The 22,890-nt window shown below is 74.8% G+C and carries 25 protein-coding genes; 7 read left to right on the forward strand and 18 right to left on the reverse strand.

From position 1 onward, the window contains the following. The first annotated feature begins 105 nt into the window (after positions 1 to 105). A complete protein-coding gene (locus QRT03_RS01990; RefSeq protein WP_286050749.1) occupies positions 106 to 345 on the forward strand; it encodes an eS19 family ribosomal protein in 240 nt (79 codons plus the stop codon). A gap of 334 nt (positions 346 to 679) precedes the next feature. Here the strand turns inward: QRT03_RS01990 and QRT03_RS01995 are convergent, their stop codons facing one another. The 3 genes from QRT03_RS01995 to QRT03_RS02005 are packed head-to-tail and all read right to left on the reverse strand — an operon-like array spanning position 680 to position 3,215. Further along, the gene (locus QRT03_RS01995; RefSeq protein WP_286050750.1) at positions 680 to 1,336 is read right to left on the reverse strand and encodes a histidine phosphatase family protein; all 657 of its coding nucleotides are present in this window, start codon (positions 1,334 to 1,336) and stop codon (positions 680 to 682) included. Positions 1,337 to 1,338: 2 nt separating this feature from the next. Beyond that, a complete protein-coding gene (gene pheA, locus QRT03_RS02000) occupies positions 1,339 to 2,298 on the reverse strand; it encodes a prephenate dehydratase (protein WP_286050751.1) in 960 nt (319 codons plus the stop codon). After that, complete coding sequence (locus QRT03_RS02005; RefSeq protein ID WP_286050752.1) at positions 2,298 to 3,215, reverse strand: hypothetical protein; 918 nt, start codon at positions 3,213 to 3,215, stop codon at positions 2,298 to 2,300. The genes pheA and QRT03_RS02005 overlap by 1 nt, the downstream gene beginning before the upstream one ends. Positions 3,216 to 3,333: 118 nt before the next feature. On the opposite strand from QRT03_RS02005, the gene QRT03_RS02010 reads away from it, so the two are divergent. Next, on the forward strand, positions 3,334 to 4,137 hold the full coding sequence (locus QRT03_RS02010) for a DUF2470 domain-containing protein (RefSeq protein WP_286050753.1): 804 nt from the start codon (positions 3,334 to 3,336) through the stop codon (positions 4,135 to 4,137). Here the strand turns inward: QRT03_RS02010 and QRT03_RS02015 are convergent. Next, positions 4,106 to 4,441 carry a DUF3817 domain-containing protein gene (locus QRT03_RS02015; RefSeq protein ID WP_286050754.1) on the reverse strand — a complete coding sequence of 112 codons (336 nt, stop codon included), beginning with the start codon at positions 4,439 to 4,441 and terminating at the stop codon, positions 4,106 to 4,108. The two genes, QRT03_RS02010 and QRT03_RS02015, sit on opposite strands and share 32 nt — an antisense overlap. Next, positions 4,438 to 4,893 carry a hypothetical protein gene (locus QRT03_RS02020; protein ID WP_286050755.1) on the reverse strand — a complete coding sequence of 152 codons (456 nt, stop codon included), beginning with the start codon at positions 4,891 to 4,893 and terminating at the stop codon, positions 4,438 to 4,440. Before QRT03_RS02020 ends, QRT03_RS02015 begins: the two co-directional genes overlap by 4 nt. Positions 4,894 to 4,956: 63 nt before the next feature. Here QRT03_RS02020 and QRT03_RS02025 point away from each other — a divergent pair, with 63 nt between their 5' ends. The 3 genes from QRT03_RS02025 (at position 4,957) to QRT03_RS02035 (ending at position 8,095) form a co-directional block, all read left to right on the forward strand. Continuing rightward, positions 4,957 to 5,775 carry a CPBP family intramembrane glutamic endopeptidase gene (locus tag QRT03_RS02025; RefSeq protein ID WP_286050756.1) on the forward strand — a complete coding sequence of 273 codons (819 nt, stop codon included), beginning with the start codon at positions 4,957 to 4,959 and terminating at the stop codon, positions 5,773 to 5,775. Positions 5,776 to 5,787: 12 nt separating this feature from the next. Then, a complete protein-coding gene (locus QRT03_RS02030) occupies positions 5,788 to 6,972 on the forward strand; it encodes an arginine deiminase (RefSeq protein ID WP_286052031.1) in 1,185 nt (394 codons plus the stop codon). A 187-nt stretch (positions 6,973 to 7,159) separates the two neighbouring features. Next, on the forward strand, positions 7,160 to 8,095 hold the full coding sequence (locus QRT03_RS02035; RefSeq protein WP_286052032.1) for a Rieske (2Fe-2S) protein: 936 nt from the start codon (positions 7,160 to 7,162) through the stop codon (positions 8,093 to 8,095). Position 8,096: 1 nt separating this feature from the next. Here the strand turns inward: QRT03_RS02035 and QRT03_RS02040 are convergent, their stop codons facing one another. Further along, entirely contained in the window at positions 8,097 to 8,819 is a 723-nt protein-coding gene (locus QRT03_RS02040) for a class I SAM-dependent methyltransferase (protein WP_425604793.1), read from the reverse strand. A gap of 218 nt (positions 8,820 to 9,037) precedes the next feature. Between QRT03_RS02040 and QRT03_RS02045 the strand changes: the two genes are divergently transcribed. Both QRT03_RS02045 and QRT03_RS02050 read left to right on the forward strand, forming a co-directional pair. Next, complete coding sequence (locus QRT03_RS02045; protein ID WP_286050758.1) at positions 9,038 to 10,393, forward strand: ferric reductase-like transmembrane domain-containing protein; 1,356 nt, start codon at positions 9,038 to 9,040, stop codon at positions 10,391 to 10,393. 20 nt (positions 10,394 to 10,413) lie between these two features. Then, positions 10,414 to 10,974 carry a ferritin gene (locus QRT03_RS02050; RefSeq protein WP_286050759.1) on the forward strand — a complete coding sequence of 187 codons (561 nt, stop codon included), beginning with the start codon at positions 10,414 to 10,416 and terminating at the stop codon, positions 10,972 to 10,974. A 4-nt stretch (positions 10,975 to 10,978) separates the two neighbouring features. Here the strand turns inward: QRT03_RS02050 and QRT03_RS02055 are convergent, their stop codons facing one another. From QRT03_RS02055 to QRT03_RS02110, 12 genes are all read right to left on the reverse strand, one after another. Continuing rightward, a complete protein-coding gene (locus QRT03_RS02055) occupies positions 10,979 to 11,896 on the reverse strand; it encodes a DUF4328 domain-containing protein (protein ID WP_286050760.1) in 918 nt (305 codons plus the stop codon). Between the two features lie 4 nt (positions 11,897 to 11,900). After that, positions 11,901 to 12,221: a rhodanese-like domain-containing protein gene (locus QRT03_RS02060; RefSeq protein WP_286050762.1), complete on the reverse strand. Its 321-nt coding sequence runs from the start codon at positions 12,219 to 12,221 to the stop codon at positions 11,901 to 11,903. A gap of 78 nt (positions 12,222 to 12,299) precedes the next feature. Beyond that, positions 12,300 to 13,952 (reverse strand): solute symporter family protein, encoded by a 1,653-nt coding sequence (locus tag QRT03_RS02065; RefSeq protein ID WP_286050764.1) that lies wholly within the window; start codon positions 13,950 to 13,952, stop codon positions 12,300 to 12,302. Then, positions 13,949 to 14,305, reverse strand: coding sequence for a DUF485 domain-containing protein (locus tag QRT03_RS02070; RefSeq protein WP_286050765.1), 357 nt, complete (start codon positions 14,303 to 14,305; stop codon positions 13,949 to 13,951). The genes QRT03_RS02065 and QRT03_RS02070 overlap by 4 nt, the downstream gene beginning before the upstream one ends. A 155-nt stretch (positions 14,306 to 14,460) precedes the next feature. After that, on the reverse strand, positions 14,461 to 16,179 hold the full coding sequence (locus QRT03_RS02075; protein ID WP_286050766.1) for a sodium/solute symporter: 1,719 nt from the start codon (positions 16,177 to 16,179) through the stop codon (positions 14,461 to 14,463). A gap of 7 nt (positions 16,180 to 16,186) precedes the next feature. After that, positions 16,187 to 17,182 carry a hypothetical protein gene (locus QRT03_RS02080; protein WP_286050767.1) on the reverse strand — a complete coding sequence of 332 codons (996 nt, stop codon included), beginning with the start codon at positions 17,180 to 17,182 and terminating at the stop codon, positions 16,187 to 16,189. Further along, positions 17,179 to 18,039 carry a LytR/AlgR family response regulator transcription factor gene (locus QRT03_RS02085; RefSeq protein WP_286050768.1) on the reverse strand — a complete coding sequence of 287 codons (861 nt, stop codon included), beginning with the start codon at positions 18,037 to 18,039 and terminating at the stop codon, positions 17,179 to 17,181. Before QRT03_RS02085 ends, QRT03_RS02080 begins: the two co-directional genes overlap by 4 nt. 128 nt (positions 18,040 to 18,167) lie before the next feature. Continuing rightward, positions 18,168 to 18,509, reverse strand: a complete 342-nt coding sequence (locus QRT03_RS02090) for a hypothetical protein (RefSeq protein WP_286050769.1) — start codon at positions 18,507 to 18,509, stop codon at positions 18,168 to 18,170. Then, positions 18,506 to 19,255, reverse strand: coding sequence for an ESX secretion-associated protein EspG (locus QRT03_RS02095; protein ID WP_286050770.1), 750 nt, complete (start codon positions 19,253 to 19,255; stop codon positions 18,506 to 18,508). The genes QRT03_RS02090 and QRT03_RS02095 overlap by 4 nt, the downstream gene beginning before the upstream one ends. Continuing rightward, complete coding sequence (locus QRT03_RS02100) at positions 19,252 to 20,610, reverse strand: WXG100 family type VII secretion target (RefSeq protein WP_286050772.1); 1,359 nt, start codon at positions 20,608 to 20,610, stop codon at positions 19,252 to 19,254. Before QRT03_RS02100 ends, QRT03_RS02095 begins: the two co-directional genes overlap by 4 nt. A 56-nt stretch (positions 20,611 to 20,666) precedes the next feature. After that, positions 20,667 to 21,587 (reverse strand): S49 family peptidase, encoded by a 921-nt coding sequence (locus QRT03_RS02105; RefSeq protein WP_286050773.1) that lies wholly within the window; start codon positions 21,585 to 21,587, stop codon positions 20,667 to 20,669. 34 nt (positions 21,588 to 21,621) lie between these two features. Beyond that, positions 21,622 to 22,827 carry a histidine kinase gene (locus QRT03_RS02110; RefSeq protein ID WP_286050774.1) on the reverse strand — a complete coding sequence of 402 codons (1,206 nt, stop codon included), beginning with the start codon at positions 22,825 to 22,827 and terminating at the stop codon, positions 21,622 to 21,624. Positions 22,828 to 22,890: the final 63 nt, after the last annotated feature.

Consider the following 22,890-nt stretch of genomic DNA (forward strand, 5'->3'; position numbering starts at 1 on the left):
TCACGCAGCCGGCAGGGCGGGGCCACCCCTCCCCGCGTCCGTTGCGTGACGCACACGGCCGGGCGGGGTGGACGGGATGCGGTCGAGCGGGCACCGTGGCCCGGCATGGCCGACCTGATCGCGGGATTCCTCGCCGCCGTGGCCGACGCCGGTGACCGGGTGATCCCGGAGTCCGCCCTGGAGGGCGGCGTCACGGAGGACCAGCAGCCGCAGTTCGATGCGTTCCTCGCCCAGCTCGAGGCCGCCGGACTCATCACCGACGTCAGCCCGGACGCAGCCGGGCGCCGGTTCATCCACGTCGCCGTCACCCCCGAGGGGCAGCGCTACATCGACGAGAACGGTTGATCATCAGCACGTGAGGCACACTGCACCGGCTCGTGCGGTGCCTCATGTGCCTCTCGGCACTCCGGCTCCCCGGCGAGGTCGACAGCACGCAGGTCAGCGCGCGCCAGAGCCTGCGCCACGTCGCACTCGGCGTCTCGGCGTTCCCGACGTGTGCGCCACGCACAGCACGCGGCGCCGGACACCGCCCGCCCCGACCGTGTGCGCGACGCACAGCGCCCGCGGTGCCGCACCGACCCCGCCGGCCCGTGTGCGCGACGCACACCAGCGAGGTCGACAGCACGCAGGTCAGCGCGCGCCAGAACCTGCACCATGTCGCACTCGCGACCGAGGCGGCTCAGCCCCCGGTCGCGTCGCGGGACGAGGCGAGCCCGCCCGGGGCCTCGCGGCGCCACGCGAGCAGGCGCCACCCGCCGTCGGGAAGGGCCTCGAACTCCAGGCGGCCGCAGTTGTCGAGGTGGTCATCGCCCGCGGGGCGCAGGTCGGTCTCGCCGGCGAGGGCGTGCCCCACGAGGCGGAGCACGGCGCCGTGGCTGACGAGCACCGTGGTCTCGCCCGGGTGGCGGGCCCGGAGGTCGTCGACCGCGGGGAGGTAGCGGTCGAGGACGTCGCGACCGGACTCCCCGCCGGGCATCCGGGCGTCGACGTCGCCGTCGCGCCAGGCGTCGTAGACGGACCGGAAGACGGCGACCGACTCGTCGTCGGCGTGGCCCTCGAGGTCGCCGACCTGGACCTCGTGCACGCCCTCGACGACCCCGACCGAGAGGCCCAGCACCCCGCCGACCAGCCCCGCGGTCTCCTGCGCGCGCCGCGCCTGCGAGGCGTAGAGCGCGGTGACGGCCAGGTCGGCGGCGAGCTCCTTGCCCAACGCCTCGGCCTGCTGGCGGCCCAGGTCGGTGAGGCCGGGTCCGGGCAGCACCGTGTCGAGGGCCTTCGCGACGTTGGCGGGGGTCTGTCCGTGGCGGGCCAGGACCAGTCGGGTCACGGTCTCCACGTCTACCCCACCCCCGGGTCCGGGGCCGCTCGCAGTGCGCGGAGCCACGCCACCGCCTCCTCGTAGTCGGCCGTCTCCTGCCCGGCCACGGGCGCGGCGACCGGCGGCGACGGTGCCGTCGACCCGGCGGGGACGGTCGCGCGCGGGTAGGAGCCGAGGAAGCGCAGGTCCGTGCAGCGCCGGTGCAGCGCCGCGAGCGCCTCGCCCATGGCCGCCTCGGCGACGTGTCCGGCACCGTCGAGGAAGAACCAGTACGTGCCGAGCCGGGCCTTCGAGGGGCGGGACTCGATGCGGGTGAGGTCGACGCCGCGGATCGCGAACTCGGTGAGGATCGCGAGCAGGGCCCCGGGCTCGTTGACGGTGGTGGCGGCGATCGACGTGCGGTCGGCGCCGGTCGGGGCGGGCAGGCGGCAGCCGGCCCGCGCGACGACGACGAACCGTGTGACCGCGTCGCCGGTGTCGTGGACGCCGTCGGCGAGCACCTCGAGCCCGTAGTGCCGCGCGGCCACCGGCGCGCACACCGCGGCGTCGACCTGCCCGTCGGCGACGGCCGCCGCGGCCGCCGCGGTGGACGGCGTCATGCGCACCTCGGCGTCGGGGAGGTGCGTGCTGAGCCACCGGCGGGTCTGGGCCTCGCCGTGCGGGTGGGAGGCGACGGTGCGCACGTCGGCGACCGTCGTCCCGGGCCGGACCAGCACCGCGAACCGCACCGGCAGCAGGATCTCGCGGACGACGACGACGGGTGGCGACTCCACCAGCCCGTCCATGGTGGCGGGCACGGCGCCCTCGACCGAGCTCTCGATCGGCACGCACGCGAGGTCGGCGCCGCCGCCGCGCAGGGCGTCCAGGGCCGCGGTCGTGCTCGTCGCGGGTTCGGGCTCGGCGCCCGGGAAGTCGTCCACCACCGAGAGCAGCGCCTGCTCGCAGAACGTGCCGTGCGGACCGAGGAAGGCGATGCGCACTAGACCAGCCCCAGGCGCGCCATCTCGGCGCCCTGGTCGGCGGGCGCGGTGGAGCCCAGCGAGGACAGGTGCGCCCGCACCTGCCCGGCGGTCCGTTCGTCCACCTCGGCCACCTCGCGGGCGAGCGCGGCCGCGTCCGTGGTGTCGAGCGCGTCGCGGACCGTGTCGAGCAGCTCGTCGGTGACCTCGCCCTCGTCGGGCGCGGCGCGCAGCCCCCGGGTCACGGCGACGAGCAGGTTCAGCCAGCCGTGGTGGTCGAAGCCGGTGTCCGGGTCCACGTGGCGCACCGCGGACTGCAGGCCGATGCTCGCCGTGAAGGAGCGACCGGCCGCGGCCACCACGGCGAGGAACCGCGAGACGTCGGTGACCCCGGGGAACACGCCCGCCCGGTCCCCGCCGCAGCGCAGCTTGGGACGGCACCCGTGGTCGACCACGCGCTGCACGCCGTCGATCCAGTCCGCGGAGCCGTCCGCGTCCGGGCGGCGCGGCTCGACGACCGCGACGACCTCGTCGGGCACGAACTCGGTGACCCGCTCCAGCCAGATCGAGTCGACGTCGTGCGGGGCCGGCATCTCGATCGTGCCGGTGGTCAACAGTGCCGCGCGCGACGACGTCAGCGACAGCGCCTTCGGGACGCCCCCGAGGCCGGTGTCGACCGACAGGGCCACCGGGACCGGGGCGGCCGGCCGGCGCTTGACCAGCTCGCCGACGAACTCCTGCAGCCGCGACACCGGGACGACGAGCGCACCGAGCAGACCGCCGTACTCCCCGCCGCGCGCCTCGAGGTGGGCCCCGACCACGTCGGCCATCTCGCGGCGCGGACCCGGCGACACGAGCACCGCGTCGTCCAGGATGCGCGCGAGGAGCGTGGGCACACCGTCGACCGGTGCCCCACCGGCCTGGGGGACGGTGGACACGAGAGGCACGGTAGCGGGCGCACGGCCCCGCCCGGTCCACCGGGCGCCGACGCTTGCCTTCCGGCACGGGGATTCGGTTAGGCTCACCTAAGTCGTCCGCCGTGGAAGGAGCCCGCCCGTGGCCCGGAGCTGCCCGCACTCCCCGCCCGTCCCGAGTCCGGCCGAGCGAGCCCGGGCGACGGCGACCCGCGCCTCGGCGGCCGCGCTCATCACCGGGTCCCTGCCCGGCCACGGCGACGAGGACGTGCTGCGGGTGACCCCGACGTTGCACCACGTGCCGGCCTCCGGTGCCGCGACGCTGCAGGTCCCGGCCGATCACCCGGTCGTCGCCGCGACCCGCGCCGCCGATCACCTCCCCGTGATGCTGGAGCTGACCGACTCCGCGCCCGTGCCGGTGCGCCAGCCGGTCCGCGGCCTGGTGTGGGTGTGCGGCCGGGTGCGGGTCCTGCCGACCCGCGTCGCCCGGCGGGCCGCGCTGCGCATCGCCGCCGACCACCCCGACGAGCGGCTGCTCGACGTCGGGCACTCGGACGTCCTGCTGCGCCTGGACCCGGGCTCGGTGGTGCTCAGCGACGCCGAGGGCACCGGTACGTTCACCCCGGCCGAGGTCGCCGCCGCCCCGGCCGACCCGTTCGTCGACCAGGGTGACGCGTGGCTGGGCCACCTGGCCGCGGCCCACGGCGCCCTGGTCGCGGGTCTCGCCCGCCACCTCCCCGTCGCCCTGCGCCGCCCGGAGCACACCGTGGTGCCGCTCGGGGTCGACCGGCTGGGCCTGCGGCTGCGCGTGGAGACCGCGCGGGGGGACCACGACGTGCGGCTCGGCTTCTCCCGGCCGGTCGCCTGCTCCCGGATGCTCGGCGCCGAGGTGCGCCGGCTCGCCGGGGTGGAGGTCAGCCCGCCGACGCCCGCAGCGGAGCGGTGACCTTCCGCTCGGCGACGAAGGAGACGAACGGGATCGTCCCCGCGAGCGCGACGCCGAGCAGCTTCGCGACCGGCCAGCGGGCCTTGACCCCGAGGTCGGCGGTCAGGGCGAGGTAGGCCATGTAGAGGAAGCCGTGCACCGGGCCGACGATCGCGACCAGCAGCGGCTGGTCGGCGAAGTACTTCAGCGGCATCGCGACGAGCACCAGCACGAGCAGCCCGACGCCCACCACGTAGGCGGCCACGCGGTAGCGCCGCATCGCGGCGACGACCTTGGGGGTCAGCGTGTCGGTGGATGCGGTCACGGGCTCGTCTCCCCGGTCTCGTCGTCGTCGGAGGCGGAGCGGTCGCGGCGGCCCAGCTCGGCCAGCATGGCGTTGTAGTCGTCGGTGGCGCGCACACGGGCCGGGCGTCCCGCGCCGGCGCCGGGCTCGATCCCCGCGGGCCGGGGGGTGAACGGGCCGCCGTCGTCCTGGGTCGGGGCAGGTTCCGACACCGACCCGGCGTCGGGAACGCCGTCCTGGATCTCGGTGAGGATGCGCGCCTCGGAGCGCAGCATCCGCCACCACAGCGCCGCGAAGAACACGCCGAACAGCGGCCACTGCAGGGCGTACCCCGCGTTGAGCAGCGTGCCGGTGTCCGACTCGGCCCGGATCAGCTGCCAGTACGCCATCCCGCCGCACACCAGCACGGCGCAGATCCCGAGCAGCGTCCACCCGACCCACCGCGGGGTGGCGAGCACTCGGAGGACCTGCACACCCGCGAGGCTACCGAGACCGGCGGTGTGGCCGCGGTGGCGTGCGCCCAGGATGATCCACCGATGAGCACCCTGCGCGCGTGGCTGGTGCCGCCGCGGCCGGAGGTCGGGGACGACGAGGTCGTGACCGGCCGCGAGCGCCGGCTCGTCGTGACCGAGATCCTGGTCGTCGCGACCGTCACGCTCGGCCTGTCCGGGCTCCGGTCGCTGATCTCGCTGCTCGACTCCCTCGCCGCGCCCGCCCCGCTGTCGTCCCGCCAGGTCTCCATCGACCGGCCGCTCGCCACCGACGCGTGGGTGGACCTCGCCGCGCAGCTGGCGTCCTCGCTGCAGCTCGTGGCCTGGGGCGGGCTCGGGCTCTACCTCCTGCTGCGCGCCGGGTCCGGGCCGCGCGGCGTCGGTCTCGACGGGCGCCGACCCTGGCGCGACCTGCGGGCCGCGTGCGGTCTGGCGGCCGTGATCGGCATCCCGGGCCTGGCGTTCTACCTGGTGACGCGGGCCCTCGGGATCAACCTCACGGTCGTGCCCTCGGTGCTCGACGACCACTGGTGGCGCGTCCCGGTCCTGCTGTTCTCGGCCTTCGCCAACTCCTGGGCCGAGGAGGTGCTCGTCGTCGGCTGGCTGCTCTCCGCGCTGCGCCGCCTCGGCCTCACGGAGAACCGCTCGTTGCTGGTGGCGGCCGTGCTGCGCGGCTCCTACCACCTCTACCAGGGCTTCGGCGGCGGCCTCGGCAACCTCGTCATGGGCCTGGTGTTCGGCCGCTACTGGCAGCGCACCGGCCGGCTCTGGCCGCTGGTGTGGGCGCACACCCTCATCGACGTGGTCGCGTTCGTCGGCTCGGCGCTGCTGGCGGGCCGGGTGTCGTTCCTGCCGGCACCCTAGGGTCTGGTGGCGATGACCCCACGCGTGGACACCGAGGTCGGCCCGCTGCGGTCGGTCGTGCTGCACCGGCCGGGCCCCGAGCTCCAGCGGCTCACGCCCCGCAACGCCGACCGGCTGCTCTTCGACGGCATCCCCTGGGTCGAGCGGGCACAGCTCGAGCACGACCGGTTCGCCGCCACCCTGCGCGCCCGCGGCGTCGAGGTCCTGCTGCTGGCGGACCTGCTCACGGACGCTCTCCACGACGACGGGGCGCGGGACTCCGGCATCGCGGGCGCCGTCGACGAGCGGGTCCTCGGGCGGGAGCTCGGCGCGGCCGTCCGGGACCAGATGGCGGGGATGTCGGCCCCGGAGCTCGCGACGGCATTGATCGGCGGCCTGACGTTCCGCGAGCTCGGCGACGGGGAGAACTCGCTGGTCCGGCGGATGCACGGCCCGGACGAGTTCGCCGTCGACCCGCTGCCCAACCTGATGTTCACGCGCGACTCGTCGATGCGGGTGGGCGACCGCGTGGTCGCCGCCGTGATGGGCATGCCGGCCCGCCGCCGGGAGGCCTCGCTGATCGCGCTCGCGCACGCGGGCCGCCCGGCCCTCGGCGGGGTCACCCACACCGCGCCGCGGGACCCGTCGCCGGTCGAGGGCGGCGACGTCCTGCTGCTCGCCCCCGGCGTGCTGGCGATCGGGGTCGGCGAGCGCACCAGCCCGGCGGGCGCCGAGTCGTTCGCCCGCGCGATGTTCGCCGACGGGCTCGCGCACACCGTGCTCGCGGTCCCGATCACGCAGCGCCGCGCGACGATGCACCTGGACACGGTCGCGACGATGGTCGACGTCGACGCGATGGTCGTCTTCCCCGAGGTCCTCGAGGGGCTCGAGGCCTGGACGATCCGGCCGGGCCTCGACATCTCCGGGCCGGAACCGTTCCGCCCCGCCGCCGCGCGCGCGATGGGGATCGACGAGCTGCGGGCGGTCGACACCGGGCCCGCGGGCGTGGCCGCCGAGCGGGAGCAGTGGGACGACGGCAACAACACCCTCGCGCTCGCGCCGGGCGTCGTCGTCGCCTACGAGCGGAACACCACGACCAACGGCCGGCTGCGCGACGCCGGGATCGAGGTCGTGACGATCGAGGGGTTCGAGCTGGGCTCCGGGCGCGGCGGGCCGCGGTGCCTGTCGTGCCCGTGGTCCCGGGACCTGCCGTCCTGACACCACCTGATCGTGCGCGGCGTGTCCTCGTTCGTCGCAGCCAGACGTGCGTCCGGCCACAGACCGCTCCGCCCCACTGCACCGGAACGGGCCTCGTCCTAGCGTCCGTCCCGTGCTGGACAAGCGCCCGGTCGGACCAACGTCGGCGAACCCCCTGCGACGACTGTCCGGGGAACGCTGGGAGGCCATGGCGCCCACGTGGCGCGACGCGAAGCCCGGGATCATCCACGCCGCGCTCGAGCGCGCGCAGGCCCGGCCGTCGGGCAACTGGTACGTCGTGGGCGCGTCCCGGGACGTCCGGGTCGGCTCGCCCGTCGGCACGACGGTGGCCGGGGTCGAGCTCGTCGTCTGGCGGGCCCCCGACGGCGGGCTGCACGCCGGCCCGGGCGCGTGCCCGCACCTCGGGGCGGACCTGTCGACGGCGACGCAGTCCGGTTGCGAGCTGATCTGCCGCTGGCACGGCCTCGCGCTCGGCCCGTCCGGGCGGGCCGGGTGGCGCACCCTGCCTGCGCACGACGACGGCGTGCTCACCTGGGTGCGCCTGGACGCCGTCGGCGGGGAGGAGCCCACGGACGCCCCGATCCTGCCGGTGCGCCCGCCGCACACGGAGAGCCTCGTCGCGGTGGCGTCGATGACCGGCACCTGCGAGCCCGACGACGTCATCGCGAACCGTCTCGACCCGTGGCACGGCGCGTGGTTCCACCCGCACTCGTTCGCCGACCTCCGCGTCGACTCCGCCCCGGGGCGCACCGCCACGGACGCCGAGGACCACTTCGACCTGCACGTGGCGTTCCGGGTGACGAAGACCTGGGGCGTGCCGGTCGAGGCCCGCTTCACCTGCCCGGACCCGCGCACGATCGTCATGCACATCACTCGCGGCGAGGGCGCCGGCAGCGTCGTCGAGACGCACGCGACCCCGCTCGCGCCGCACCCCGACGGACGCGCCCGGACCCTGGTCACCGAGGCCGTCCTCGCCCACTCCGAGCGGCCCGGTTTCGTGCACGCCCGGAAGGTCCAGGGCCTCGTGCGGCCGCTCATGGAGTTCGCGGCCAAGCGCCTGTGGGTCGACGACATCGAGTACGCGGAGCGCACCTACGAGGTGCGCCGCCGCCGCTCGTCATAGCTCAGACCGGGCGACGCCCCAGCACGGTGTGCACGATCCCGCGCTGCCAGCCGTCCACCGGCTCGACGCGCACGTCGTCGAACCCGGCGTCGCGGAACCGGCCGGTGAGCCGGGTGACGCCGTCGAAGTGCAGCACCGAGCGCCACAGGTAGCGGTAGAGCGACGCGTCCCCGGTGACCCGCCACCCGAGCGGGATGATGATCGTCCAGCACACCGCGGTCCAGATCGCCCGCGACCGGGCGGAGTCGGCCACCGAGTACTCGTGCGCCGCCAGCGGGGCGCCCGGCGCGAGCAGGGCGTGCAGGTCCTTCACGCCGGCGGTGACGTCGGGCAGGTTGCGTAGCAGGTACGCGGCGAGGATGCCGTCGAAGGGCCCGTCGACACCGTGCGCGGCCAGTTCCTCGGCACGCGAGTGCACGAACCGGACCGTGCTCGGCCAGGCCTTCTCCCGGGCCTGGGCCAGCATCTCCGCCGACGCGTCCGCGGCGACGATCTCCGCCTCCGGGTAGGTGTCGAGCAGCGCGCGCGTCGACAGTCCCGTCCCGCAGCCGACGTCGAGCAGCCGCAGCCCGCGGCCGTCGTCGGGAAGGGCCAGGCGCTGCGCGGAGAGCCGCAGGTGCTCGACGTACCCGGGGTTGGACCCGACCAGCCGGTCGTAGGAGGTGGCGTCCTGGTCGAACGCCGAGGGCACCTCGGCGGCCTCACGGGCGCGGTCGAACGGCAGTCGGGGGCTCACGACCGGCCATCCTGCCGTGCGGTCGCCCGACGGGCAGTCCGGGCGGTCCCGTCCTCGAACCTGAGAGCCGTACCGACGAACGGCGCAGCGCTCCGGCCCGTCACCGCCCGATCCCGGTCGATCACCGCGACCCGCGCCACCCGGCTCTCAGACTCGCCGATCACGGCGAGGTCACGGCCCTAGCTTTCCCGACCGTGCGCAGACGGATGACGACGATCGCCTGGTCCGGAGTCCTCGTCGTGATGACCGTGGTGCCGTTCGTGCTGTCCGCCTGGCGCGGCCACTCGACCGCGGTTCCGACGATGCTCTCGGTCGGGCTGGGCGTGCTCGGCCTCGGTGCCCTCGTCGTGGTGGTCCTGGTCCCCAGCCGCATCCGCACGCTGACCCGCGCGTTCGGCGTCGACCGCGTCATGGGCCTGCACCGGTGGCTCGGCCTGATCGCCCTGGTGGCCGTGGTGGCGCACGCCGCGGTCGCCCTGTGGAACCACCCGGCCCTGCTCAACCCGATCACCGCGCGCGACACCGCGAAGGTCGGCTGGGGCTCCCTGGTCGCCCTGCTCGCGGTCGGCGGGGTCGCGTACGGCGGACGGCGGCCGGGGGCTCGCTACGAGGTCTGGGCCCGGCTGCACGTCGGGCTCGCCGCGGCGGGGCTACTGCTCGCCGCGCTGCACGTGCTCTGGCTGGACCACCTGGTGGCCGACCCCGTCATGCGGGTCTGCCTCGTCGTGCTCGCCTTCGCCCTGCTCGCCGTGCTCTCCCACCGGTGGGTGTGGCGCCCGCTGTTCTCCCGCCAGGGCGCCTACGTCGTCTACGGCGTGCGGCGCGAGGGGCCGAGCGTCGCGACGCTCGTGCTCGCCCCGGTCCACCTGCGTCGCGGCGGGCTGACCTTCGCGCCCGGCCAGTTCGTGTGGCTGCGGCTGCGGCGCGCCGTGGTCGGCACCGAGGAACACCCCTTCACCATCGCCTCGAGCGCCAATGTCACCGGCCGCCTCGAGCTGACCGTGCGCGACCAGGGCGACTTCTCCCACCGCGTCGCGTCCCTGCGCCAGGGCGACCAGGTCTGGCTCGACGGGCCGCACGGCTCGTTCACCGCGGAGGAGCACGGCGGGCGGGCCGGGCTGGTGCTCGTCGCCGGCGGCGTCGGCATCACGCCGATGATGAGCATGCTGCGCACCCTCTCCGAGCGCGGCGACGCCCGCCGCCACCGGCTGGTGCTCGCCGAGCGCGGCGACGAGCCGCTGTTCGCCGACGAGCTCGCGGTGCTGACCCGCCGTCTGGACCTGGAGATCACCCGGACCGCGGGCCGCCGCATCGACGTCGCGTTCCTGTCGCAGGTGCTGCCGCCCGCCCCGGAGCGGCGCCACCTGGACTACTTCGTGTGCGGGCCGGCCTCCCTCGCGACCGGCACGCTCGCCGCCCTCGACCAGCTCGACGTCCCCCCGAACCGGGTGCACTGCGAGCAGTTCGGGTGGACGGGACCGGTGCCGACCTCCTCCGGACCGCCGACCGGACGTCTGCGCCCCGGGGTCCGACGCAGCGGACGCCACACGTCGGTGCGCTGAGGGCGCCCTACACTGGGCGGATGGGTGAACCGTCCTCGTCGGCCTTCCACGGGCTCCTGACCGACCAGATCCGTCACGAGTTCACCGCCTCGCAGCAGTACACGGCGGTCGCGGTCTACTGCGACGACGAGGACCTCCCGCAGCTCGCGGCGCACTTCTACGCCCAGGCGCTCGAGGAGCGCAACCACGCGATGGGCATGGTCCAGTACCTGCTCGACAACGACGTCGCGGTGCGCATCCCCGGCATCGACGAGGTCCGCAACGACTTCAAGTCCGTCGAGGACGTCGTCGAGCTGGTCCTCGACCAGGAGCGCCGGGTCACCGACCAGATCACGGTGCTCGCGCGCACCGCCCGCGACGCGGGTGACTACCTCGGCGAGCAGTTCATGCAGTGGTACCTCAAGGAGCAGGTCGAGGAGGTCGCCTCCATGACGACGCTGCTGCGCATCGTGCGGCGCGCGGGCGACAACCTGTTCCACGTCGAGGACTTCGTGGCCCGGGAGATGCCCGCGGACGCCGGCACCGACCCGACCGCCCCGCCCTCCGCGGGCGGGATCGCCACCCTCGGCGGCGGGGCCTGACCCCTCAGCCCGCGACGACGTAGCTCCGGCCCGACTCCCGCAGCACGGGCGCGAGCAGTTCCGTGAGGTGGGCGACCACGCGGATCGTCGTCCACGCCACCAGCACGCCCGCCACGTCGCACCAGAAGTGCAGGACGACGCCGTCGGCCAGGGCCTGGGTGCTGTCGGCGAACCCCTGCGCGACCGTCACCAGCCCGAGCACGACCCCGACCACCCACGACGCCCACCAGGCGAGGACCGGAGCCGACGGCCGGGGGCGCGCCGACGGCGCGAACCCGGACGCGGCGTGCTCGATCTCGGCCAGGGTCGCGCCGGGGACGGTCAGCGTGAACGGCGGCAGCACGCTACCGACCAGCAGCAGACGGGTCGACCGCCACGGCCGGGTCCCGGACGCCGCCGCCGCGAGGTCGCGGCCCTGCAGCACCCAGCGCAGGAACACCACGCCCGTGGCGAGCGCCGCCACCGGGGCCAACCAGCCGAAGATCCCGACGATCGCGTCGGACCAGCCCAGCACGACACCGGAGAGCGCCCGGTCGCGGCTGAGCAGCAGGAGCACGTAGCGGAAGACCTCACCCGCCGCGGCGACCCCGCACAGCAGCGCGGTCGTGACGGCGAGGCGGCGCAGCAGCTCCGCGGTCGCCCTTAGCGCGGCCTCCGGCTCCGGGGCCTCGCGGGCGGCGAGCGGCCCGTCCGGGCTGCCGGGCTCGGGGCGGGCGGCCCACGGCCACAGGCTCCAGCGCGGCACGCCCTGGTAGCGGGGCGGGCCGGCGTACGGACGACGGCGGGTGACGGGGGAGCGCGGCCGGGTCGCGTCCGGCGTCGTGGCCACCCACCGGACCCCGCCGAGCACGCGACCGCAGTGCACGCAGAACCGCCCGGTCGACCCCGGCGGCTGCTCCCGGCCGCACCGCGGGCAGGTCACGGCCTCAGACCACCTGGGCGGGGCCGGGCCCGTCGCCGACGACCGGGCGTCCGGCCGCCTCCCACGCCAGCATCCCGCCGGTCACGTTGACCGCCTCGCGGCCCTGGTTGCGCAGGTAGGCCGTCACCTGGGCGGACCGCCCGCCGACGCGGCAGACCACCGCGAGCGGACCCTCGGGCACCTGGTCGAGCCGCTCGAGGAACGCCGACATCGGCACGTGCACCGCATCCGGCGCGTGGCCGGCGGCCCACTCGTCGTCCTCGCGGACGTCGAGCAGCGTCGAGCCCTCGGGCACCTCGGTCACCGTCACGGCCGGGACGTTCATGGTCTCCATTGTGCGCTCCGCGCAGGTGAGCACTCCGAGGGCCTGTAGGCCCCCGAAGTGCTCACCCGGCGAAGCCACCTAGTGCGACACCGCCGTGTCCGACGAGCCCGCCCCGGTCATGGAGCGCACCTCCATCTCGGCGGCCTTGCGCTCGTGCTCCTCCTGCTCCTCCGGGGTGCCCTTGTTCGCCCCGGCGAAGGTGCCGACGACACCGAGCAGGAAGGACAGCGGGATCGAGACGATGCCCGGGTTGGAGAGCGGGAACCACGCGAAGTCCGTGTCCTCGCCGAAGATCGCGGTCGAGGAGCCGGACACCACCGGCGAGAAGATGATCAGCACGATGCAGACCACGAGGCCGCCGTAGATCGACCACAGCGCACCGGTCGTGTTGAACTTCTTCCAGAACAGCGAGTACAGCAGCGTCGGGAGGTTCGCCGACGCGGCGACCGCGAACGCGAGCGCCACCAGGAACGCGACGTTCTGGCCGTTGGCGAGGATGCCGCCGATCACCGCGACGGCGCCGACGACCAGCGCCGTCCGCCGTGCGACCCGCACCTCGGAGCCGGGCTCCGGCTTGCCCTCCTTGAGCACCGACGCGTAGACGTCGTGCGCGAAGGACGCGGCCGAGGTGATCGTCAGGCCGGCGACGACCGCGAGGATCGTCGCGAACGCGATGGCCGAGACGACGCCGAGCAGCACGGTGCCGCCGAGCTCGAAGGCGAGCAGCGGGGCCGCGTCGTTGACGTTCTTCGACGACAGCAGGTTCGCCGGGACGATCGCGGCGGCCCCGTACCCGATCACCAGGGTGAACAGGTAGAAGATGCCGATGATCCAGATCGCCCAGTTCACCGAGCGGCGGGCCTCCTTGGCCGTGGGCACGGTGTAGAAGCGCATCAGCACGTGCGGCAGGCCGGCGGTGCCGAGCACCAGGGCGACCGCCAGCGACAGGAAGTCGATCCGGCTGGTCACCGTCTTGCCGTACTGGTTGCCGGCGTTGAGCAGGTTGGTCGGCGAGCCCTCGGTCGCGGCACCGAGCAGCGCCGAGAGGTTGAACCCGAACAGGCCGAGCACCCACACCGTCATCACGGCGGCGCCGATGACGAGCAGCGTCGCCTTGATGATCTGCACCCAGGTGGTGCCGCGCATCCCACCGTAGAGGACGTAGACGATCATGACGATGCCGACCAGGGCGATCACGATGGCCTGGCCGTCGAAGATGGTGCCCGGGGTGTTCGGGATGCCGAGCAGCAGCGAGATCAGGCCGCCCGCGCCCGCCATCTGCGCGAGCAGGTAGAAGAACGAGACGACCAGGGTCGAGACGGCCGCGGCCGCCCGCACCGGGCGCTGCTTCATCCGGAACGCGAGGACGTCGCCGAGGGTGAACCGCCCGACGTTGCGCAGCAGCTCGGCCACCAGCAGCAGGGCGGTCAGCCAGGCGACGAGGAACCCGATGGAGTACAGGAAGCCGTCGTACCCGTTCACGGCGATCGCGCCCGCGATGCCGAGGAACGACGCCGCCGACAAGTAGTCGCCGGAGATCGCGACGCCGTTCTGCGGGCCGGTGAACGAACTGCCCGCGGCGTAGTAGTCCGACGCCGTCGTGGCCGACCGGCTGACGCGGTAGACGATGAACAGCGTGATGACGACGAACGCGAGGAAGATGCCGATGTTGAGGTAGGGGTTCCCGAGCTGGGACGCACCGCCACCCTGGGCCGGCAGCAGGACGTTCACAGCTTCTCCTCCACCTTCGCGCGCAGCGTCTCGGCTGCCGGGTCGATGTTCTTGTCGGCGAACTTCGCGTACGCGACCGCGATGACGAACGTGGACACGAACTGGAGGAGCCCGAGCAGCAGGCCCACGGTGAAGTTGGTCCCGCCGAGCCGGGTGTTGACCACCCCGGGAGCGAAGTCCGCCAGCAGCACGTAGACCAGGAACCAGGCCAGGAACAGCCCGCTCATCAGGAAGATGTAGCGACGCCACCGATTACGGAGCGCCTTGAACTCCGGACTGCGTTGCATCTCCTCGTACGGGGTCGGACCGCCGGTCGGGTCCGACCCTCTCGAGCTCTCCTCGGTCGCACTCATGCGTTTCACCCTTCGGGGGAGTCGGTGCGCGGCGCCGGATTTCCAACGGCCGAACCCTAGTTGTCGTCACCCGTGTCCTGATGGTCCTTTCGAGTGGCGACACGCTTCACGACCGATTCACACTCTGTGACATCCGCGTGAGGAACGGCCGCGGATCAGCGGCCGACGCGCATCTCGCCGAGGCCGAGGCGCTCGGGGGCGTGCAGACGCAGCAGCGTCCGACCGACCTGCGCGGGGACGCGCGACGAGGTCGCCCGGCTGACTGCGACCATGACGATCACCGCGGCCGGCACGGACACCGCCGCCGGCTGGGCGAGCAGGGTGCCGACGACGCCCTCGGCCCGGACCCCGCAGAGGGTCGTCACCGCCGCACCCAGGGAGAGGGTCCCGCCGACGGCGATCCCGGCGAGCGCCCCGCGGTCGGTCAGCCCGCGCCACCAGATGCCGAGCAGCAGCAGCGGGGCGAAGGTCGAGGCCGCCACCGCCAGCGCCAGGGCGACCGAGTGCGCGAACTCCAGGCGGGCGAAGAGCAGGGCCCCGACGATCGGGACGACGCCGGCGACGTGCGCGGCGATCCGGAAGTCGCCCAGCCGGCCCGGCAGCACGTCGCTGGAGAGCACGCCCGCGACCGAGAGCAGCAGCCCGGCCGACACCGAGAGCAGGGTGGCCGCGACGCCCGCGGCCACCACGCCGCCGAGCGCCGCCCCGGCCCAGCCGCCCACGGTGAGCGAGGGCAGCAGCAGCACGACGGCGTCGCCCTCGCCGCTGGTGAGCAGCTGCGGGACGACCGAGCGGGACAGCGCCCCGAGCACGATCGGCACGATGCTGAACGCCCCGAGCAGGGCGATGACCAGCACCGTCGAGCGCCGGGCCGCCCGCCCGTCGGGGTTGGTGTAGTAGCGCACCAGCACGTGCGGGAGACCCGCCGTGCCGAGGCAGGTGGCGAGCAGGAGCGAGTACACCCACAACGGGTCGCGGTCCCCGCTGCCGAAGGGCGTGTCCCAGGCGGAGTCGTCGGCCACGGCCGTGCCCACCACCGGCACGCGCGCGCCCGCCGGGAACACCAGTGTCGTGTCGCGCGCGACGTCCTGCGTGCCCGGCTGCCACGTGACCGTGTCCCGCGGCTGCCCGGGCGCGCGGACCTCGACCTGCACCGGGGCGTCCACCCGCAGCGTGGTCGGGTCGGCGACCCGGACCGTGGTGGGCCGGTCGAACGTCGTGGGGCCGCCGCGGTCGGGGGCGGCGACCAGCCCGGTGCCGAGGAACCAGGCCACCAGCACGACCGCGGGCACGACCAGGGCCACGGCCTTGAGCCAGAACCCGAAGGCCTGCACCAGGGTCATCGACCGCATGCCGCCGAAGGTCACGGCCGCGGTGACGACGAGGCCGACGGCCAGGATGCCCACCCAGCCGGGGGCACCCGTGAGGACGGTGAACACGAGCCCGGAGGCCTGCAGCTGCGGCACCAGGTACAGCCACCCGATGATCACGACGACGAGCGTGGTCAGCGTCCGCAGGCTGGTGGAGTCGAGCCGGGTCTCGGCGAAGTCGGGCACCGTGTAGGCCCCGGAGCGGCGCAGTGGCGCGGCGACGAAGAGCAGCAGCACCCCGAAGCCCGCGGCGAAGCCGACCGGGTACCAGAGCCCGTCCACGCCGTGCGAGAGCACGATCCCGGCGATCCCCAGGAACGACGCCACCGACAGCGACTGGCCGGCGATGGCCGCGGCGTTGGCCCGGCTGCGGACGGTGCGCGAGGCCGCGAGGAAGTCGTCGGTGGAGCGGGTGACCCGGACCCCGAGCGACCCGATGGCGATCACGGCGACCGCGGCGAGCCCGAACAGCACGAGGGCGACGACGGAGTCGACCGTGGACACGGTGGTCTCAGTCCTCGACGTCGTCGGCGAAGTCGAGCTCGTTGCGCTCGGCGGTGCGGGTGTAGAGCCAGCCCAGGAGGATGAGGAACGGGAACGCGAGCACGCCGAGCAGGATCCAGGGCAGCGAGACGCCGAACAGGTGCGTCGCGCCCACCGACGGCATCGTCAGGAACACGATCGGCAGGACCCCGAGGACGATCACGCCCACGACGGCGAGGCGCACCGCGAGCGCCAGCTGCGAGCGCATGAGGTTCGACAGCAGCAGTTCACCGGTCGCGGTCTGCTGCTCGATCTCGGCGACCGTGCCGACCGCGCGGGTCGGCGACCGGCGCTCCGCGAGCACGATGCGCTGGCGCGCCGGCGGCGGGGCGTCCGGATCGTGGTCGGCCGACGGCGCGTCGGGCTGCCAGGCGTAGATCGGCTTCTTGTTCTCCGAGGCCGCCGGCTCGGAGGCCAGGACCGCCGAGGCCGGGAACGTGGAGGCCAGCGGCAGACCGCGGATCGGCGTCGGGTCGATCTCGGCGTCCGGGGGTGCGGCCGGGGTGGGGGGTCCAGCGGGCGGGCGCGCCTCCGCCGGGACCAGCGTGAGCTCCGGACCCGCGGCGGGGGCGGGGGCGTCGTCCTGGCCGGGGTCCTGGTCGGACGGATCGGGAGCATCGCCCGGTGCCGCGTGCCGGGGGCGGTAGTCCGGGGGCGGCGTGTGGCCGGTGCCCTCGCCCTCGGGCATGGCGTGGCGACCCACCCGCCTCGCCACGCCCGGCGGCACCGGGCCGGGCGAGGGGCGTGACGACCGTCCGGACGGCGTCCGGGCGCGCATGCGGGCGATCACCGGACCGTCGTCCGGGACGGCCTCGGACGAGGGAGCCGAGGGAGTCGCGGGAGCCGCGGGAGCCGCGGGACGGGCGTCGGTGGTCGTCGGGGTGGCGCCGGTGTCCGTGCCCGGCGGGTCGGCCGGACCGGGGGGCTCGCCCCCGGCCCGGGGCCGCCCGTCGGTGGTGGTCACCGCCGGCCCCAGGCCTGTTTCGTCGAGCGGACGAGACGGTCCTTCAGCTCGCGGGTGTGCCGGCGGCTCACGGGCAGCTCGGCGACCTCACCGGGTTGGTTCCCGTTGCCCAGCCGGACGACGTAGCCCGATCCGGCCAGACGCAGCTCGGTGATCAGCGGCAGCGCGACGAGGTACGAGCGGTGGATCCGCACGAACCCGGCGTCGGACCACCGCTCCTCGAGCACGGAGAGCGGGATGCGCACCAGGTGGCTGCCCTCGGTGGTGTGCAGACGGGCGTAGTCGCCCTGCGCCTCGACCCAGCGCACCGTCGAGCGCTGCACCAGCTTCGTGGTGCCGGCGAGCTCGACCGGGATCACCTCGTCGTCGCCCTCCTCCTCGACGGCGGGCTCCACCGGCACGGTGGTCCCGCGGGAGGCGAGGATGCGCGTGAGCGAGGCGTACAGCCGCTCCGGGCGCAGCGGCTTGAGCAGGTAGTCCACCGCGCCCACGTCGAAGGCCTCCACGGCGCGGTCGTCGTGCGCGGTCACGAACACGACCGACGGCGGGATGACGTAGCGCGAGAGGACCTGCGCGAGCTCCAGCCCGTCGAGACCCGGCATGCGGATGTCGAGGAAGAGCACGTCGACGTCGGACTGTTTCGCCGACGCCGAGATCCCCGACGGCGGCGTGCCGAACCCGCCGATGTTCACCTGGTCGCCGCCCGTGAGGATGCGCAGCGCCGAGATGGAGTCGTTCGCCTTCAGCACCGTGTCGACGCGCTGGTCCTGCTCCAGGAGGTAGGCGAGCTCCATGAGAGCGGGTTCCTCGTCGTCGACCGCGAGGACGACGAGGCCGTCGTTGTCGTTGGTAGTCACTGTCGCGCCATCCTGCCCAAGGGTCGGTCCCGCGTCCACGATAGGGACCCGGTCGGAGCGACCGTGCCCGGGTGGGTGGTCCGGCGCACCGTGCTACCGGACATGACGTACCGCGTCACCCGAACGGGTCAGCCCTGGTCGGGATCGAGGGCGTCGGAGATCGAACGGTCGGACTCCTGCCACGCCGCCGTGCCCTCCACCACCGCCCGCCGCACGGCGTCCAGCTGCCGCGTGAGGTCGTCCGCCGCGGGCACCGTGTCGGTGACGAGCAGCTCGCGGTACCAGGCGGCCATCTCGGCGTTCTCCTGGCCGGTCCCGGTGGCCAGCGGGTCCTCCGCGAGCCGCCGCAGGGCCTCCCGCGCCTCGGCGACCGTGCGCTCGAGATCGTCCACCCGGCCCGCGAACCGCTGGGCGGCGGCCGGGTCGAGCGCCGCGAACCCGCGCTCGTCCGAGGGGCCCGGTCCGCTCATCCCGTCCTCCTCCCCGGCTCCGCCAGCAGGGCCTCGACCTCGGCCAGGGTCCCGGGGGACGCGGCATCGTCCGGGACGAGGACCGGCGGCCGCCCGGCCGTCCGTTCCCGCTCCGGATCGTGCCGCAGTCGGTAGCGCCCGCGGGGCGAGTCCAGCCATTTGATCCGTGCATCTGCACGGTGCCCGACCGAAGTTACCTCGTCCGGAGCAACGACGACCCCGAGTTGTGTCCACCCGACGGCGCCACGGAGCACCGCCTCCACCGCGGACCGGTCCCGTTCCCGACGACGGGTCGCGACCGCCGCCGCCTCCGGCGGCACCTCGAGCGGCGGCCCCGGGGCCGGGGGGAGCCGCGGCAGCACCGCGAGGGCCGCCGCGGCGAGCTCGCCGGGGCCCAGCGGCGCGACCTCGACGTCCGCCCCTGTGTGGTCGGCCGAGCGCAGCAGCGCGGCGCCGCCCGGGCCGTCGAGGGCGACCGCGGCCACCGGGTCGGTCGCGCTGCGCCGCACGACGTCGACCTGTCGCCGCGCGTCCCGCACCGCCGTCCCCACGGCGAGCAGCGTGGCGGCGGCGTCCGGGGCGAGCAGACCCCGGTCCCGCAGCACGTCCTCCGTGCGCGCCCGGGCGAGCACCGTCTCGTCGGTGGTGTCGGCGGGCCAGGCGACCGGCGCGAGCGGGTACGGCCAGTCCCCGGCACCGCACTGCTCCAGGATCCACAGCAGCTCGAGCCGGCTCAGCGTGATCATCCGTCCTCCCCGAGCACCGGCGGGACGACCCGTCGCCCGCCCGGCACGCCCCACCCGACCGGGTCGGGGTCGACGAGGTACGCCCCGCGGCCCGGGCGCAGTGGGACCTCCTCGGACGCCGCGCCCTCCTCGGGCCCCTCCACGAGGTGGGTGGTCGCATCCGGCCCGAACCCGGTGCGGTGATCACCGAGCCCTCCCGGTCCCCCGGGACGGCCGTCGGCCGCCGACGGTGCTCGCTCGTCACCGGCCCCCGGCTCCGCGCGCCGCTCCGTGGTGCTCGGCATCGGGCCTCGCGTGCCGCGTCCTCCCGGTGCGGGCGCGCCCACGACCGCCCCGCCACCCGACGCGCCCCCCGCCACCGGACCGACCGCACCCGGGGTCGCGGAACCGCTCGGCGCCGCCGCGCCCGGGACCGGGCCACCCGACACCGGGCTTCCGGCCGCGGGACCGCCGACCGGCCCGGCGCCGACCCCTCCGGCGGCCGCCCCACCCCCGGCCGGACCGCGACCGGCCACCCCGCCGCCGAACGGCCCGCCGACCGTGCCCCCGCCACCCCCTCCGACCGTGCCCCCGGTGGGGAACGGCGTCCCGGCCGGCGACCCACCGACCGGACGCACCGGGACCTCGGCGAGCCCGCCCGCACCGACGCCCACGCCCACGCCCGGGCCCGCGGGCCGGGCCGCCGGACCCGTCGTCCGGACCGGCCCCGGGGTGCCGACCCCCGCCGCTCCCGCGGCTCGCTGCAGCACACCGGTCCCGGCTCCACGGGCACCCGACGCGACGGCCGCGCCCCCGCCCGCCGGTGCGGGCGACGGGCCGGCTCCGGCCGAGCCGACCGTCCGCGCCGCCTGCGCGGTCTCGGCCAGGTAGGCGCGGTAGGCCTCCCGGGCCGCGGCCTGGTCGGCGGCGGCACCGCGGAACCCGGTGAAGCCGTCGGCGGGGCGGCCGGTGACCAGACCACGGAGCTCGTCGAGCACGGGCGTCACGCCCAGCGCGGGCAGGGCCGGAGGACGGGGTGGGCCGACGGCCGCCTGGACCCGCACCAGCGCCGCGCGCATCCCGTCGATGCCGCGCGCCTGACCGCCCACGGTCTCGGCCAGCTGCTCCATCCGCTGGGCGAGCACCCGGGTCCGGTTGCCCGCGGCGTCGGCGTCACGCCCCTGCCAGGTCTCGGCGACCCCACGCTGCGCGGTCTGCAACCGGTCGGCGGCGGTCCGCAGTTCGTCGGCCCGGGTGAGATGGCGGTCCCGGGCCGCCGCGAGGGCCTCCGGACTCGCACCGTCCCGGGTCCACCGGTGGATCTGTTCGTGGCTGAGCCCGGACACGTCGCGCCCGTCCCAGCCGACCGAGGGCATGCCACCTCCGTTGCTCGGAGGTCATGCCACCAGAGATCGCCGCCGGGCGCGAAGGGCTACAACCCGAAACGGCTCCACACCGCGCGGTGCTCCAGGTACTCCAGCGCACCGGCGAGCGCCGCCGCCGGGTCGATCGCGCCGAACCCGGGGACGCCGGAGAGGACGCCGACGCCCAGCCGCGCGAGGAGCGGCTTGCGCGGCTCCACGGCCACCGCCTCGGCGTCCGGGTAGCGCTCCTTCAGCACCTCGCGCGGCGTGCCGATCCCGTCGATCAGGCCGAGCTCGAGGGCCTTCCGCCCGGTCCAGACCTCGCCGGTGAACAGCTCGGTGCCGGCGTCGAGCGACTCGCCGCGCCGCTCGCGGACCCACTCGATGAACATCTCGTGCAGCTCGGTCTGCATGCCGAGCAGCCACTCGACGTCCTCGGGCTTCTCGGGCTGGAACGGGTCGAGCCGGGCCTTGTTCTGCCCGGCCGTGTGCAGCCGCCGCTCGATGCCGAACCGCTCGATGAGGCCGGTCAGCCCGAAGCCGCCGCTGACCACGCCGATCGACCCGACCAGCGAGGTGGGGCAGGCGAAGATCTCGTCGGCGGCGCACGCGAGCCAGTAGCCACCGGAGGCCGCGACGTCCTCGCAGAACGCGATCACGGGCAGCTCGTGCTCGGCCGCGAGACCGCGGATCCGGTCGGCCACCAGCTGCGACTGCGTCGGCGAGCCCCCCGGGGAGTTGATCACCAGGGCGACGGCCACCGCGTTCTCGGCCTCGAACGCCCGGGTCAGCGCCGACTCGACGGCCTGCAGGTTGATCACCGAGCGCGGGACGGGGCCGGACGCCGAGGCGATCACGCCGTTCAGGCGCACCACGGACACGGTGCCGCCGGAGACCTTCGACGCGAGGGCGCCGGGCAGGACCGACGAGACCGCCGGCGGGAGCTTCAGGGCCCCGAGCTTGAGGGTCTGGGCGAGGCGGAGGTCCATATGTCCAGGTTATCGGCTCCGGCCGGGTGCCCGGTCAGACCCGCACACCGGCCCGGAACTTCGGCACCCGGAGGCTGATCTTGGTGCCGGCGCCGCGCTCGGTCTCCACGACGAGGCCGTAGTCCGGTCCGAACGCCGACCGCATGCGGTCGTCGACGTTGCCGAGGCCGACGTGCGCGCCGGAGAGGTGGGCGTCGCGGTTGTCCTCGCGCAGGGCCTGCGGATCCATTCCGACGCCGTTGTCCTCGACGGTGATCAGGCACTCGCTGGCCGAGTCCTCCGCGGTCAGCGTCACCGTCCCGCCCTCGACCTTGCCCGCCAGGCCGTGCCGGACGGCGTTCTCCACCAGCGGCTGCAGCGCGAGGAAGGGCAGCACCACCGAGAGCACCTCGGGCGCGACCTGCACCTTCACCGACAGGCGGTTGCCGAACCGGGCCCGCTCGAGCATGAGGTAGCGGTCGATGTTCTTGAGCTCCTCGGCGAGCGTGGTGTACTCGCCGGCCTGCCGGAAGGAGTACCGCGTGAAGTCGGCGAACTCCATGAGCAGCTCCCGCGCCCGCTCGGGGTCGGTGCGGATGAACGAGGCGACCGTGTTCAGCGCGTTGTAGATGAAGTGCGGCGAGATCTGCGCGCGCAGCGCCCGGACCTCGGCGCGGTTGAGCCGGTCCCGCGAGTCGTCGAGGTCGGCGAGCTCGAGCTGGCTGGACACGTAGCGGGCGACCTCGGCGGTGGCCCGCAGGAGGACCGGCCCCGGGGTCTCCCCGCTCACCGCGGCCAGGGTCCCGACGACGTTGCCGTCCACCTCGAGCGGCACGACGACGATGCCCTTGACGGGGCACCGGTCGTCCCCGCACTCGATGTCGCGGCGGCTGGCCATCTGCTGCCGGCCGGTCTTCATCACCTTCTCGGCGTAGAACCGCACGTCGAGGTTGTGGTGCTCGGCCTCGCCGTCCCAGGCCAGCGGGATGCAGTCGGCCGCCGTCATCGAGAGCGCCTCGGTGTCGAGCAGGGTCCGCAGGTAGGGCACGGCGAACTGCGCCGAGGACTCCGAGAGTCCCTCGCGCAGCGCGGGCGCCGCCAGCGACACCGTGTGCAGCGTGGAGAACGTGGCCCGCTCCAGCGGGGAGGCGAAGGCGTGCCGGCGACGGAAGCGCTGGTAGACCACGATCCCGGCGACGACCAGGACGACCACCACGCCGAGGACGACGAGGAACGTCGGGGAGGTCAACCAGCCGGGCACGGGGCCATCGTCTCCTCAGCCACCCCGTCAGAGCAACGAGGCGCACGTTCCCGACGACGGGTG

The organism is Actinomycetospora termitidis, assembly GCF_030286555.1.
GTDB classification, from domain to species: Bacteria; Actinomycetota; Actinomycetes; order Mycobacteriales; family Pseudonocardiaceae; genus Actinomycetospora; species Actinomycetospora termitidis.

Coding starts and splice junctions, on each gene's coding strand:
- QRT03_RS02035 (WP_286052032.1), top strand. CDS start 7,160: ATGGCGCCCACGTGGCGCGACGCGAAGCCCGGGATCATCCACGCCGCG.
- QRT03_RS02070 (WP_286050765.1), bottom strand. CDS start 14,305: ATGAGTGCGACCGAGGAGAGCTCGAGAGGGTCGGACCCGACCGGCGGT.
- QRT03_RS02100 (WP_286050772.1), bottom strand. CDS start 20,610: ATGCCCTCGGTCGGCTGGGACGGGCGCGACGTGTCCGGGCTCAGCCAC.
- QRT03_RS02025 (WP_286050756.1), top strand. CDS start 4,957: ATGAGCACCCTGCGCGCGTGGCTGGTGCCGCCGCGGCCGGAGGTCGGG.
- QRT03_RS02045 (WP_286050758.1), top strand. CDS start 9,038: ATGACGACGATCGCCTGGTCCGGAGTCCTCGTCGTGATGACCGTGGTG.
- QRT03_RS02105 (WP_286050773.1), bottom strand. CDS start 21,587: ATGGACCTCCGCCTCGCCCAGACCCTCAAGCTCGGGGCCCTGAAGCTC.
- QRT03_RS01990 (WP_286050749.1), top strand. CDS start 106: ATGGCCGACCTGATCGCGGGATTCCTCGCCGCCGTGGCCGACGCCGGT.
- QRT03_RS02090 (WP_286050769.1), bottom strand. CDS start 18,509: ATGAGCGGACCGGGCCCCTCGGACGAGCGCGGGTTCGCGGCGCTCGAC.
- QRT03_RS02030 (WP_286052031.1), top strand. CDS start 5,788: ATGACCCCACGCGTGGACACCGAGGTCGGCCCGCTGCGGTCGGTCGTG.
- QRT03_RS02095 (WP_286050770.1), bottom strand. CDS start 19,255: ATGATCACGCTGAGCCGGCTCGAGCTGCTGTGGATCCTGGAGCAGTGC.
- QRT03_RS02050 (WP_286050759.1), top strand. CDS start 10,414: ATGGGTGAACCGTCCTCGTCGGCCTTCCACGGGCTCCTGACCGACCAG.
- QRT03_RS02060 (WP_286050762.1), bottom strand. CDS start 12,221: ATGAACGTCCCGGCCGTGACGGTGACCGAGGTGCCCGAGGGCTCGACG.